Annotated in this window: 14 protein-coding genes; 4 read left to right on the forward strand and 10 right to left on the reverse strand. The window is 59.8% G+C overall.

Annotated elements, in window-relative coordinates; all coding sequences use genetic code 11:
• The 7 genes from VMA09_13235 to VMA09_13265 form a co-directional block, all read right to left on the reverse strand.
• Positions 1–555 carry a hypothetical protein gene (locus tag VMA09_13235; protein ID HUA34565.1) on the reverse strand — a complete coding sequence of 185 codons (555 nt, stop codon included), beginning with the start codon at positions 553–555 and terminating at the stop codon, positions 1–3.
• A complete protein-coding gene (ybeY, locus tag VMA09_13240) occupies positions 552–1,052 on the reverse strand; it encodes an rRNA maturation RNase YbeY (GenBank protein HUA34566.1) in 501 nt (166 codons plus the stop codon). Before ybeY ends, VMA09_13235 begins: the two co-directional genes overlap by 4 nt.
• Positions 1,053–1,057: 5 nt before the next feature.
• The gene (locus tag VMA09_13245; GenBank protein HUA34567.1) at positions 1,058–2,134 is read right to left on the reverse strand and encodes a PhoH family protein; all 1,077 of its coding nucleotides are present in this window, start codon (positions 2,132–2,134) and stop codon (positions 1,058–1,060) included.
• A 708-nt stretch (positions 2,135–2,842) separates the two neighbouring features.
• A complete protein-coding gene (locus VMA09_13250) occupies positions 2,843–3,379 on the reverse strand; it encodes a DUF4340 domain-containing protein (protein ID HUA34568.1) in 537 nt (178 codons plus the stop codon).
• Positions 3,376–4,812, reverse strand: coding sequence for a Gldg family protein (locus tag VMA09_13255; protein ID HUA34569.1), 1,437 nt, complete (start codon positions 4,810–4,812; stop codon positions 3,376–3,378). The genes VMA09_13250 and VMA09_13255 overlap by 4 nt, the downstream gene beginning before the upstream one ends.
• Complete coding sequence (locus VMA09_13260) at positions 4,794–5,630, reverse strand: ABC transporter permease subunit (protein HUA34570.1); 837 nt, start codon at positions 5,628–5,630, stop codon at positions 4,794–4,796. The genes VMA09_13255 and VMA09_13260 overlap by 19 nt, the downstream gene beginning before the upstream one ends.
• Before the next feature lie 29 nt (positions 5,631–5,659).
• Positions 5,660–6,613 carry an ABC transporter ATP-binding protein gene (locus VMA09_13265; protein HUA34571.1) on the reverse strand — a complete coding sequence of 318 codons (954 nt, stop codon included), beginning with the start codon at positions 6,611–6,613 and terminating at the stop codon, positions 5,660–5,662.
• 260 nt (positions 6,614–6,873) lie between these two features.
• Between VMA09_13265 and VMA09_13270 the strand changes: the two genes are divergently transcribed.
• Entirely contained in the window at positions 6,874–7,170 is a 297-nt protein-coding gene (locus VMA09_13270) for a hypothetical protein (protein HUA34572.1), read from the forward strand.
• 3 nt (positions 7,171–7,173) lie between these two features.
• On the opposite strand, the gene def is transcribed toward VMA09_13270, so the two are convergent.
• Positions 7,174–7,704: a peptide deformylase gene (gene def / locus VMA09_13275; protein ID HUA34573.1), complete on the reverse strand. Its 531-nt coding sequence runs from the start codon at positions 7,702–7,704 to the stop codon at positions 7,174–7,176.
• 121 nt (positions 7,705–7,825) lie between these two features.
• On the opposite strand from def, the gene VMA09_13280 reads away from it, so the two are divergent.
• From VMA09_13280 to VMA09_13290, 3 genes are all read left to right on the forward strand, one after another.
• Entirely contained in the window at positions 7,826–8,500 is a 675-nt protein-coding gene (locus tag VMA09_13280; protein ID HUA34574.1) for an isoprenylcysteine carboxylmethyltransferase family protein, read from the forward strand.
• 72 nt (positions 8,501–8,572) lie between these two features.
• A complete protein-coding gene (locus tag VMA09_13285) occupies positions 8,573–9,403 on the forward strand; it encodes an LLM class flavin-dependent oxidoreductase (protein HUA34575.1) in 831 nt (276 codons plus the stop codon).
• Between the two features lie 48 nt (positions 9,404–9,451).
• A complete protein-coding gene (locus VMA09_13290; GenBank protein ID HUA34576.1) occupies positions 9,452–10,429 on the forward strand; it encodes an NAD(P)H-quinone oxidoreductase in 978 nt (325 codons plus the stop codon).
• A 33-nt stretch (positions 10,430–10,462) separates the two neighbouring features.
• Here the strand turns inward: VMA09_13290 and VMA09_13295 are convergent, their stop codons facing one another.
• Both VMA09_13295 and VMA09_13300 read right to left on the reverse strand, forming a co-directional pair.
• Entirely contained in the window at positions 10,463–10,666 is a 204-nt protein-coding gene (locus tag VMA09_13295) for a hypothetical protein (protein ID HUA34577.1), read from the reverse strand.
• A gap of 255 nt (positions 10,667–10,921) precedes the next feature.
• The gene (locus VMA09_13300; GenBank protein ID HUA34578.1) at positions 10,922–12,370 is read right to left on the reverse strand and encodes a porin; all 1,449 of its coding nucleotides are present in this window, start codon (positions 12,368–12,370) and stop codon (positions 10,922–10,924) included.
• Between the last annotated feature and the right edge of the window lie 78 nt (positions 12,371–12,448).

The following is a 12,448-nucleotide window of genomic DNA, read 5'->3' on the forward strand; positions in this document are numbered from 1 at the left end:
CTAAACAAACTGCCCGAAGATCGCGTCGAGCGGAATGACGCCGGCGCACGGCGGATGGCCGTCGAAGTGTTCGAAGATTGCGTCGGCGTCGCGCCAGCTCGCGACCAGGGCCGAGAAGCATCGCGGCTCGAGCACGAGATCGCCGGCCAGGCGCCACTCGCGCTCGTGTGTCCAATCAATTGCGGGCGTGCGATCCATCTCGATAGTCACGACGCGCCAGCGTTCGTCGGGCGCGAGGAGTTCCATCGCCTCGTGCAGCGGAAGGTAGATGACGGGACGGGCGCCATGTTTGAAAGCATAGCGTTTGTCGATCGCGATCCCGAACGGCTCGTAGCGCCGCCGATTACGCCGATCGAGCAGCGGTCCGAGCTCATCGAAGGGCGCATCGAAGAGGCTCACCACGGCACGCCGTCCGCGAATCATGCGCCGCGCGCCTTTCACGACGCCTTGCTCGATGATCGCGATCAGGTTGTCGAGCGCCGACGCATTCTTCGCCGCGCGCGTGAAATGCGTGAGCATCGGTGCCGAGGGCAGAGCGAGTTCGCGCGGCTTCATCGTGACAAGGCGGCGCGGCGTTGCCTGGCTGGAATTGACGCGAGGCGAGCTTCCAGGCGGCGTTGACGCGCGAACATCTTGCGCGCCTCTGCCGGCGAGCGTTCATGATCGTAGCCGAGCAGATGCAGGAATCCATGCACTAGCAGAGTCCTGAGACGCGCTGCGGGAGCGATGCGATATTCGCGGGCTTGCGCGAGCGCGGTATCGATCGAAATCACGACATCGCCGAGGGGAGAACTGTCGACGTCAGGAATCTCAGGCAGCTTTTCGGGCTCGGCCCCGGCCACTTCAAGCTGCGAGAACGAGAGCACGTCGGTTGGCGCATCTTTGCCGCGAAAATCACGATTGAGCGCGCGGATCGCGCGGTCCGATGTGAGAGTCAGCGACAGTTCGCAATGCTCAACGCGCGTCAGATCGAGCAGGCGCTCCGCGTCGGCACGCAGGCGCGAGGCATACGCGCGTCCGCGCGCCGTGGCGCATCGGAATTCCACGGCCACGCGCGTCAGCCTTGAGGGTTGCCGTCTTTGTCGCCGGGCTGGGCGGGGCCCTCGGTGTTGAACGATTCGTAGGCGTTGATGATTTTTTGCACCAGGCGGTGGCGCACGACGTCGCGATCGGTGAAGTACACGAACTTGATACCCTCGGAGCTGCCGAGCACGATGCGAGCTTCCTTGAGGCCGGAGAGCTTGCCGCTCGGCAGATCGATCTGCGTGATATCACCCGTGATGACGGCCTTGGAGTTGTAGCCGAGCCGCGTCAGAAACATCTTCATCTGCTCGGAAGTCGTGTTTTGCGCCTCGTCGAGGATGATGAACGAATCGTTGAGCGTGCGGCCGCGCATGAAGGCCAGCGGCGCGACTTCGATCGTGCCGCGCTCGAGCATCCGCCGCGCGCGATCGAAATCGACCATGTCATGGAGCGCATCGTAGAGCGGCCGCAGATAGGGATTCACTTTCTCAGCCAGATCGCCAGGCAGGAAGCCGAGCTTCTCACCGGCTTCGACCGCGGGCCGGCACAGCACCATCCGCGTCACCTGGTTTTTCATCAGCGCCGCCAGCGCCATCGCCATCGCGAGGTAGGTCTTGCCTGTCCCGGCGGGACCGATACCGAAGACGATGTCATGGGCGCGGATCGCGTCGATATAGACTTTCTGGTTGACGCTCTTCGGCGAGATGACGCGCTTGTGCGCCGAGACGTAAATGGTATCGAGGAAGATGTCCTTGAGTTCGGCGTTGCGATCGGCGCGCAGGATGCGCACGGCGTATTCGACGTCGCTCGGATAGACCGGGTAGCTCCGTTTGAGCAGATCGTAGAGTTCGCCAAACACCTTGCCCGCAAGGGCCTGGTCGGCGTGCGCGCCCGAGATGCGCAGCGCCGTGCCGCTGACGCCGATTCTGACGCCAAGCGCCTGCTCTACGGTACGGACATGGGCATCATGCTGTCCGAGCAGATCGGTGAAAAGCCGTGGGTCGTCGAAGTGGAGTTCGAGCGAGTCGTCGGTAGCTAACTGAGAAATCGCCTGGCCCCCTGAATCACGAATGTTTCGCGCGCTGGCAACTGAAGCATCACGATGGGCCAATCGTATGCCAAATCAGAGGTGAGTTGAAAGCACGAAGATCGGAATGGGGTTCGCAAAGTCAGTTTTTTGGCTGCATCGCCACTCGAACTCTCCCCGGCTCGATAACCGCAAAGCCACCTCTGAGTCGTCTTCCCAGTTTTGTGATTGCCTCGACTAGTGTAGACGGTTTCATGCCGCGAGAATTCGCGGGGAATCTGAGAAAGATCACTCCTGCGGAAGGTAATCGGCGCGAAAACCCCAGCTGACCAAAATCACGGTCCTCGGTGATCAGCACGCGCTCTTCCTCGAGTGTCCGTTAGAGCACAGCGTCGTCAGAAATCCCGGATTGGGACTCCGCGATCGCAAAAACATCGTGGCCTGCCAAACGCAGCGCACGAACTACTTGTCGCGCGCAACTCTCGTCGCCAGGAAACGCACGGGTCAGGATCGATTGGATTTCGTTTTCGGGAGAAGGACTATCTCCTCGTGCGAGACGCTTGCTGCGCCGTAAGCGATTGCGGCGCGGATGTCTTGGGCTTCAGGTGAGGGTAGTCCTCCAAGAGTTCGGTTTCGCTCTCACCCTCGGCGAGTTTGCGCAGGATCAGTTCCACAGTGATGCGTGTCCCCCGAATTACGGGTTTACCCTGCATCACGGCCGGATTGATTTCTATCCGCGCGGTGGGCATTCCGTCTAGGAACACCGTGGGCAGACTCGGCAGCGAAGGTCCGCTACGCGTTCTTGCCTTGTTTGCCTTCTACCCATTGGAACATCAACGCGTCGTAGTAGTCGATGTTCTTGCCGAGCAGGAAGACTTGCGGGCGGCCTTCGATCTTCGCGTAGATCGCAGTGTGGGTCGGATTTTCTGCGCCGAATGACAGCTTGATCGCCGGTTGACCGGGACCTTGCACCGTCATCGTCGAACTCGGTTGATCGAGGCCGAATTGCCGCAAATCCTGCGAGTTCTCTGCCACCACTTCGACCTGTTTCTGCGTGATCAGCAATTGCGCCAGCGCGTTCATCAGGTCCTGCGGGATGAACTTGCCCTGCGGCTCTACAACTTCGAAGCGCTTCAGATCGGTAATCATCTGAAACTTGAGCGACTCGTTGCCGCGGCTCACTTCGACCGAATCGATCGCATCGAGCTTGAGCAAGCTCTCCTGCGTGTCCTTGAGCGTGACCGGCGTAATCGTCGGCCGATCCCACATATAGAACGGCAGCAGGATGAAAAACGCGATGGTGTAGAGAATCGCGGGGCGCGTGCTCACGCGAAGAACCTCCTGCGGGCGAAGACTGCGGTGCCGATAAAGAACAGCAGGAGCGGCTCGACGACCGACGCCAGAATGAGAAGCGTATGCGATTGCGCGTCAGTTATGTAAAAGCCCGCCGTGTCGGTCTTGGCCAGGCGCTCGCGGCTCGCCATCAGCATTTCGTCGCCGGCGAGCTCATTAACGACGCCGACCGCCAGCTCCTGGTTGCTCAGCATCTCGATGAACTGATTCGATACGAATGCCGAGCTGCCGAAGCCTACGATGCGCGTCATGTTCATCAGCGGGACGTGCGGATTCGCGGCTGGCGTGAAATCGACTTCCGAACCGATCGGAATCGGACCCTTGAGATCGCGGCCGTCCTGATAGTTCGTGATACCGGTGGTCAGCGCCTTGTCATCTCCCGAGGCCCAGCTTTCATGCGAGGACTCGAGGAACGGCGTCTCCATCGCGAGCTGGAGATTGTCCGGGGCCGCATCTCCAACTTTGCCGGTGATAAACACGCCGCGCGCGAGCGAGAACACTGCGGGCGCCGTCATCGCGCGGCTGATCGCGTTATCAGTCGAGCGCAACGGAACCTGGGTCGTTAGAATTTCTCCTGCGCTCAGGCGGTAGGCAGGATCGACGAGCACCTGCGAACTGAAGTTCAGGTAATACTTCTTCATCGTGTCGACGAGCGACGGCGAGCCGAACGGATCGATCATCACGATGAAATGGCCGCCCTTGGCGAGATACTTCTGCAGGGCCGCGATCTCCTCGGGCAGGAAGTCCTTCTTGGGGCCGAGCGAGATCAGGACCTTGCAGTCATCGGGAACACCGCTCGCGAAGAGCGATACGTTGTCGATTTCGTAGTTGTTCTGCTGGAGCAGGTTGCGCCACTGCGAGTATCCCGTGTTGCGATCGGTGTCGAAGAGGTCGCGCTCGCCGTGGCCGACGGTGAAGTAGATATGCTTGGTCTGGTCCTGCGAGATTTGCAGGATCGCCGGGATCAGCAGCTCCGAGCGCGCATTGTCGAAGTCGCGCCGCCGTCCTTCAGATTCGACGACCACCTCGCCGTAGCTGTTGATTCCGTACTCGCGCGCCATGCCGGGTGCCTTGTTGACGTCGATAACCTGGTAGGTGAGCCGCGGCGTGAATGCCGCCGCCTGGAAGAGCAGGTCCGCGAGCTCGAGGTACGCGGGATCCTCGGTGCGCACGAACGCCATCACCTTTACCGGATGCGTCAGGCCGCCCAGCACGCGCTTATCGAAGTCAGATAGTGAGAAGCGCTTTTCCGGCGTCAGGTCCCACTTCACATTGTGGATACTGATGATCGCGTTGATCACGCCGAGCAGCGCCGCGAGCGCCACCGCCGTGTAAACGAGGATCAGGTAGTTCTTCCAGAGTGAAACGCGTCCGCTGCCGGACGCGTTGGTTACCTGCGGCCGGTCCACTTACGTGCCTCCATCGAGCGCAGCGTCAGGAACATGAAGAAGATGATGAAAAAGACGAAGTAGCTCACGTGGTCGAGGTCGATCACGCCCTTGGCGAATCCGCCGAATTGGTCAAACAGCGAAAAACGCCGGATGATATCGATCGTCCCGGTCTCGAAACCCGCCTCGTTCCAGTTGAGGATCCACAGAAAGAGCAGCAGCGCAATCGTTGCGATGCCCGCCACGACCTGGCTCTCGCATAGCGAAGAAATGAAAAGCCCGAACGCCAGGAATGAGAATCCGAGCAGGACGAGTCCGAGATAACCCGCGACCAGTGGGAAGAGCGGAAAATGATGAATGGCGTAGAGCAGTGCCGGATAGAGGACCGTGAGCGCCAGCATCAGCAGGAAGATAACTGCGGAAGCGAGAAACTTGCCGCCCAGGATTTCTCCGTCGCGCAGCGGATAGGTGTAAAGCAGCTCGACGGTGCCGAGGCGGCGCTCCTCGGCAAACGAGCGCATCGTGATGAACGGCAACGTCAGGATGAAGAGTAGGCGCAGATCGGTGAAGAGCAACGACCAATAGTTCTGAATGATGTCCTTGCCGAACGCGATCGTGATGAAGAAGTTCAGATCGGTCCACGCGTACCATCCGCCCAGCAGCGCGAAAATTCCCGACACGATGTACACCAGAGGGAACGCGAAGTAGGTTCGCAGCTCCTTGCGCGTCACCGCCAGCATCCGGCCGAACGAGAATCCCGTTCGCGCGACCGCAGTGGCGGCGCGCCGGGTATCGCCGGCAGCTCGCGCGGCTTCGAGTGTCGCTGCTCCATTGGACATTGCTTGACTCCAGGATTCAGGCGGCCGCCCTAAACCCGATCTTCCTTGGTGACGAGGCGCATGAAGAGGTCTTCGAGGCTGAGCGCCATCGGCTTGATTTCGAGCAGACCCCATCCGTGCTGCACGACGCAGGCGGCAAGCGCCGAGCGAACTTCCTCGGCATGGCCGCTGGAGTACGCGATGAAGCTGCATGAGCCGTCGGCACCGACCTCGGCGGGGCGGTCCTGCAGGCGATCGACGAAGCGCACGGCGCTGAGCGCCTCGCGCACCGCGGGCGCCGGTCCCGACACCGTGACGATCGTCTGATCGGTACCTTGCAGCTTCGCGGTGAGCTGCTCGGGAGTGTCCTGCGCGACGATGTTGCCGCGATCGATAATCACCACGCGGCGGCAGGTCATGGTGACCTCGGGCAGGATGTGCGTCGACAGCAGCACGGTCGAACGGCCCGCAAGCGAGCGGACCAGATCGCGAATCTCCACCACCTGGCGCGGGTCGAGGCCGACCGTGGGTTCATCGAGGATAAGAACCTCAGGATCACTCAGGATCGCCTGCGCGATTCCGACGCGCTGGCGATAGCCCTTGGAAAGTTTGCCGATCAGCTTGCGGCGCACGTCCTTGAGGCCGCAGGTCTCGGTGGCGAAATCGATTCGCGCCTTGGCCGTGCGCGTATCGAGCTCGCGCACGCGCGCGGCAAAGTCGAGCATCGAGGAGACGCTGAGGTCGGGATAGAGCACCATGTTCTCGGGCAGGTAGCCGACGCGGCGGCGCGTCTCGAGCGAATGCTCGGCGACGTCGAGGCCGCCGATGAGAGCCTTGCCGGTGGTCGGGGGGAAAAAGCCCGTCAGGATGCGCATGATCGTCGTCTTGCCGGAGCCGTTGGGACCCAGCAATCCGATAATTTCGCCCTTTTCGACCTTGAAGGAGACGTTGTTAACGGCGCGTGTGGTGCCGAAGTATTTGGTGAGTCCCTGGACCTCGATCATGAAGGTAGCATCCGCGGATTTGCGCGAAATATGCGCCCGATGGCGCTGGCCGATTCGCCCGCCTTAAGCATAATTTCCTATTTCTCGCAAATCGCGCCCGACGAAAATAGCAATACTCGCGCATTCTATTGACGCATCTGCGACGAAGTCAATTCATTTTTCTGGCTCGGTCTCGTAACAGAAATCGCAGGCAAATTATTGGCACCGGTTGGCGATTTTAGAATTTGGCGATCGTCCTGGGCTGCCGTATCTTTTAGGGCATGGGTCGAGTGCTGATCGGATTTATCGTTGCCGCGATTATTGCGGCGGTGGTCTTTTTCCTGATGTCGCAGAGTTATCGCACTCGAGCCGAGCAGCAGACCCAGCAAATCGATACGCTCAATCAGAAGATCGCTGGCCTTCAGAGCGAAAACGAGAACCTCAAGAACGCGCTTAACAAAGTACAGAGCGAGCAGACCGCGCTGGCGGCGCAGAACGACGAGTTGCGCAAGGCGATCGCAACCTTCAAGGCGACGGGCAAGATGCCGGTGCTGGAGCCACCCAATCCGCCCAAGTAGCAATCACTTGTTAAATACGAAGCGCTGCAGCTCCTGCAGGAAGCCGAGCGACTTCAGATCGGGCATCCGATCCAGGTAGACCTCGCCCTTCAAATGATCGGTCTCGTGCTGGATGACGCGCGCGTGAAAGTCCGTCGCGACGATCTCGATCGGCGTGGCTTCGCGATCGAGCGCGGCGACACGCAGATGCTTGTAGCGGGGCACGCGTCCGCGCAAATCCGGGATACTCAGGCATCCTTCCCAATCGTCGACCTTCTCCTGGTCGAGAATCGTGACGACAGGATTGATCAGCACCGTGAGCGGCACACGCGGCATCTCGGGATAGCGCGGATGGTTCTCGACCTCGAGCACGGCGAGCTGAATCGGCAGGTGCACCTGCGGGGCCGCGAGGCCGACGCCGCTGTACTCGTGCATCGTCTCGACCATGTCATCGATGAGTTTCTGGAAGTCGTGCGTTTTAATCGCCTCGACCGGTACCGGCTGCGATGCCGCCCGAAGCGACGGGAACCCGATGCGCGCGACTTTTAGAATCATGATGGACCCCTGATGCGAAGGCGCGAACGAAGTTTATCGCGCGACCCGATCATTGCACAAAGAGCCGCGCGAGATTTGCCGACACAGATCGGGGTTGCGACAATTGAATCAGGTCGTCGCGATGAACTGGTTCGTAAAGAGAAACATCTTTCAGACGGCCGGCCTGCTCGTTTTCTATTCGCTCATCTTTGTTTCCGCCGGCACGATTCATTATTGGCAGGGATGGCTCTTCTGCCTGACCTTCACGGCCGCGACACTCGCGATCGGCGTTTACTTAATCAACTACGACCGCCCGCTGCTCGAACGCCGGATGCGCTTCGGACCGCTTCAGGAATCGCGTCCGATCGAGCGAATCCTCATGACGATCACGCTGCTCGCATTCATCGCGCTCCTGATCGTAGCCGGCCTCGATCATCGCTTCGGATGGTCGCGCGTGCCGCCGGCGATCGTCGTTATCGCGAATCTGTTGATGGCCGCCGGGTTCGCCCTGACTCTTATTGTGCTGCGAGCAAACAGCTACGCCGCTTCGACCATAACAGTGGAGAGGGGACAGCACGTGATATCGACCGGTCCGTATTCGTACGTGCGCCACCCGATGTACACCGGCGCGCTTTTCATGATTGCTGCGATGCCGATTGCGCTGGGCTCATGGTGGGGCCTGGTACCGATCGCGGTCGCGATGCCGGCGCTGATCGCACGGATCTTCGATGAAGAGCGCGCGCTTTCGACCGAGCTGCCTGGTTACGTCGAATACTGCCGAGTCGTGCCCTATCGATTGCTCCCGCACGTCTGGTAGTCGCGCACAAAAATTTTCGAGCGACCCCCCACCTTCCTTGCGCGTCGCGAGCACGTCTGCGATGCGATCGGTATGCGCTACGGAATCGACGTTCCACAATTCGGTGACTATGGCGACGCTCGGACGCTGGCGGAACTCGCGCGCGAAGCCGAGCAGGCAGGATGGGACGGCTTCTTCATCTGGGATCATATTAACGTGAATTGGCCCACTCCCGTTGCCGATCCGTGGATCGCGCTCGCCGCGATTGCAAGTGCGACGGCGCGTATTCGAATCGGCGCCCTCGTCACGCCCCTCTTTCGCCGCAATCCCTGGAAGCTCGCGCGCGAGACGGTCACGCTCGATCATCTGTCGCAAGGCCGGCTGATTGTTGGGGTGGGACTTGCCAGCGACGTCTTCGAGGAAATCTCGAGTTTCAACGGCCCGCTCGACGATCGCGTGCGCGCCGAGATGCTCGAAGAGGGACTCGCGATCCTGACCGGCCTCTGGAGCGGCGAGAAGTTCGCCTTCGCGGGCAAGCATTATCAGGTGCAGGGCACGCAGTTTCTTCCGCTGCCGATCCAGAAGCCGCACATCCCGATTTGGGTCGCAGGAACGTGGCCGCGCAAACCGCCATTTCGCCGCGCCGCGCGTTTCGACGGCGTAGTGCCGATGAGCGGCGATATCGAGCAGGCGCTCAAGCCCGCGCAAATCGCCGACATCAAGTCGTTCATCGCATCGCAGCGGACCACCAATGCGCCATTCGATATCGTGATCGCGGGCGAGACCGACCCCGCACAAGCGCGGGAGATTACGTCTGCATACGAAGCTGCGGGCGCGACATGGTGGCTCGAGAGCACATTGCCATGGAAGCAATCGCTCGCGGACTTTCGCCGGCGTATCATGGCCGGTCCGCCATTCGCGTGAGGGCTACGAGCTTTGACTCTGACGCGCTCCTGATGCAGGTTCAGTGCGATGAAAGCCGTAGTCGCAGAAAAACCCGGTGACGAGAGCGTGCTCAAGCTGCGCGAGGTCGCCGATCCTGTTCCCAAACCCGACGAAATCCTGATTCGCGTCCGCGCCGCGGGGCTGAATCGCGCCGATTTACTTCAGCGCCAGGGGATGTACCCGCCGCCGCCAGGGGCGTCAGATATCATCGGGCTTGAATGCGCGGGCGACGTTATTGCGGTCGGCGCCGAGGCCAATGGATGGCGCGTCGGCGAGCGCGCGATGGCTCTCCTGCCGGGCGGAGGCTATGCGGAGAAGGCCGTGGTTCATCACGGCTCCGCAATGACCATTCCGTCGGCCCTGAGTTACGAAGAGGCGGCAGGGGTTCCCGAAGTCTTCCTCACGGTGTTCCTCAATATCTTCATGCTCGCCGAGATCAAACGCGGCGACTCAGTGCTGATTCATGGCGGCGGCAGCGGTATCGGCACCGCATCTATCCAGTTGCTCAATGATTTCGGCGCACGCGCGATCGTGACCGCGGGCAGCAAGGAAAAGTGCGAACAGTGCCTCAAGCTGGGCGCTGATGTCGCGATCAATTACAAGTTGGGCCCGTTTGCCGAGCAGGTGAAAGCCGCGACCAACGGCCGCGGGGTCGATATGATCCTCGACAGTATCGGCGGGCCATACCTGGCGCCCAATCTCGACTCGCTCGCCCACGGCGGGCGCCTGGTGCTGATCGGCCTGATGCAAGGCGCGCGCGCCGAAATCGATCTGGGCCTCCTGTTGCGCAAGCACCTGCGGATTTACGGCTCAACGCTGCGCACGCGGCCGGTGGCGGAGAAGGCCGCGATCGTCGCCGAGTTCCAGAAGCGCTTCGGCGCCGCGCTCGAGACCGGCCGCCTGCGCCCGCCGATCTACAAATCGCTACCCGCGGAGCAGGCGGCCGAGGCGCATCGTATCATGCAGGCGTCGGAGCATTTCGGCAAGATCGTCCTGACATTCTGATCGTTCCGAGAATTACATAGTCGCGCCGGTTGTTTAGTAACCATTGCCGATTTCGTCGTCGAGCGGAACGGGCGGGCGATTGTCGTAGTTTTCGGCGTTATCAGTATTGAGCGTCTTCGCGACTTCGGCTTCATCGACCTCGTTGCCCTTTTCCATTTGATCGATCAGGCGGTGAGCTTCGAGCGCTTTTTTCTCGTAATAGTTACCCAGCTTTTGATTGCTATCTTCGAATTTCATCGCCGAGATGTCGTCTTGATATTCAGCGGACTTGAGCTTTTCAATCTCTTCGGTTTGACGCCCGATCGGTGAAGCAGGCGTTCCGGATGGAATCGCGGAGCATGCACTGAGTGAGGTAGCCGCGAGCAACGCAATGAGAAGTCCGTACAAATGTGAATTTGACAACATTTTGTGAAGTGTCATTTCAAGGTATCCTTTGCCGACGGTGCCCTAAATAGGATTTCCGTCTCAGTTCCGGTTCGTCTCAGAGCCGGCTTAAAACGCAATCTGCAGTTGGGATTCAAATATACTTTCAGCGGGCCGATTCGTCGGCATCGCTGCCGTACCTGCGCCCTGGTAAAAATCCGTCAGTGCATAGTCGATCATGTACTTCACATTATAATTCACAAGCCAATTGAGGCCTATGGCAAACTCGGTGGCGGTTTTGGCGGAAAGAGCGGGATTGGCAAAGCCCAGCGCAAATTGCCGCGTGTCGTTGGCGACATTACTTATGCGCGCCGCGAGTTCCCAGGCGCCGATTGCGCCTTCCTCGCCAAGTGCGAACGGCCGGTTTGGCGAGACACTGGTGAACGAGGCGTTCTCTCCCGTCAGGTAGTAACATGCTTGAACCATATAACCGGTGTTGGTGAAACTGTCAGTGCGGTTAACGGTCGCGGTGGTAAGGTTGAGCGACTGGTGATCCTGTGAATATTCGGCCATTAAGCCTAACTGACGAAAGTAGTAATAGCCCTGAAATCCAAGGCGCGCATGTTCGCCTGCCGCAGTCACCCCGCTGTTGTAGGAAAACCAGGTGCTCTGACCCCAGGTCCTATAGGTTGAGATAGTATTATTGCTTTCATTGCCAAACGTTCCGGCGAGGCCGAAGCCGAGTCCATTCAGCCAGTCAATTTTTGTTGGTCTGAAAGGCGTCAGGAAAAGCCTGCCGACGAAGTCTTTGCCGTCGTTGTTATCGAAATCGAACGATGCGGTGTTGTTGGGAACGCCATTCATGAGCGCCAGCGAGTAGGCGACACGCTTGTTGAATAGCAGACCCTGGACTTGCGCACCGATATCCCGGTTGGGGACAAGATTTTGAATTTCCGCGCGGTGGATAAGATCGAGCGCCGGATCGGACTGCAGTCGTTCGAGATCCATGGGCGCTTTATACTTTCCAAACTGGAACTGACCCTGCGTGAAGTAGCCGGCGTTGATCCAGGCATCCTGGAGCACAAACTTGCCCTGGCCGAAGTCGGGCATGATTTGAAATTCCCAATACTTCGCGAGCGCGCCGCTGATAATCGGGCGGGCCTTGTTAATGTAGAAAGTGCTGCTGAGGTTCTGATCGTCGCCGCTGGTGAAAAAGCGGCCGTTCGCCTGGAGAACTCCGCCGAACCTGATTCGGTAGTCGTCGTTGCCCGATTGCAGGCGGAACCCCTGGTCGCTCACCCTGACCTCAGGCGCATCGAGGGCCTTGGTCCTGTCGACGTCGCTTTGAATCTGTTGAATCTCGGTCTCGGCCGCTACTTTGCCGTCTATCGCCTTGACCTTCTGGTTGAGCGACTCGAGCGCGTTGACGCGCTGCTCGAGTTGCTGGATCTCGGTCTTCAGCAATTCGATCTCCTGGTCCTTCTTGTCTGCCGCTACCGTACTTTGAGCCCGGCAGAGATTGGGCAAGATGAGAATGGAAAGGATGGCTGCTAACCAGATAATTCGACGGCTGCGCATGTTCGGTTTCCTCCCCGAGTCCGCTCCGGCTGAATCAGTTCAAATCCCCAGGCTCCATCAATTTCGCAAGCGCGGACA

The organism is Candidatus Binataceae bacterium (assembly GCA_035508495.1).
GTDB lineage: Bacteria > Desulfobacterota > Binatia > Binatales > Binataceae > JASHPB01.

Coding starts and splice junctions, on each gene's coding strand:
- VMA09_13235 (HUA34565.1), bottom strand. CDS start 555: ATGAAGCCGCGCGAACTCGCTCTGCCCTCGGCACCGATGCTCACGCAT.
- VMA09_13260 (HUA34570.1), bottom strand. CDS start 5,630: ATGTCCAATGGAGCAGCGACACTCGAAGCCGCGCGAGCTGCCGGCGAT.
- VMA09_13265 (HUA34571.1), bottom strand. CDS start 6,613: ATGATCGAGGTCCAGGGACTCACCAAATACTTCGGCACCACACGCGCC.
- VMA09_13270 (HUA34572.1), top strand. CDS start 6,874: ATGGGTCGAGTGCTGATCGGATTTATCGTTGCCGCGATTATTGCGGCG.
- def (HUA34573.1), bottom strand. CDS start 7,704: ATGATTCTAAAAGTCGCGCGCATCGGGTTCCCGTCGCTTCGGGCGGCA.
- VMA09_13280 (HUA34574.1), top strand. CDS start 7,826: ATGAACTGGTTCGTAAAGAGAAACATCTTTCAGACGGCCGGCCTGCTC.
- VMA09_13285 (HUA34575.1), top strand. CDS start 8,573: ATGCGCTACGGAATCGACGTTCCACAATTCGGTGACTATGGCGACGCT.
- VMA09_13290 (HUA34576.1), top strand. CDS start 9,452: ATGAAAGCCGTAGTCGCAGAAAAACCCGGTGACGAGAGCGTGCTCAAG.
- VMA09_13295 (HUA34577.1), bottom strand. CDS start 10,666: ATGAAATTCGAAGATAGCAATCAAAAGCTGGGTAACTATTACGAGAAA.
- VMA09_13300 (HUA34578.1), bottom strand. CDS start 12,370: ATGCGCAGCCGTCGAATTATCTGGTTAGCAGCCATCCTTTCCATTCTC.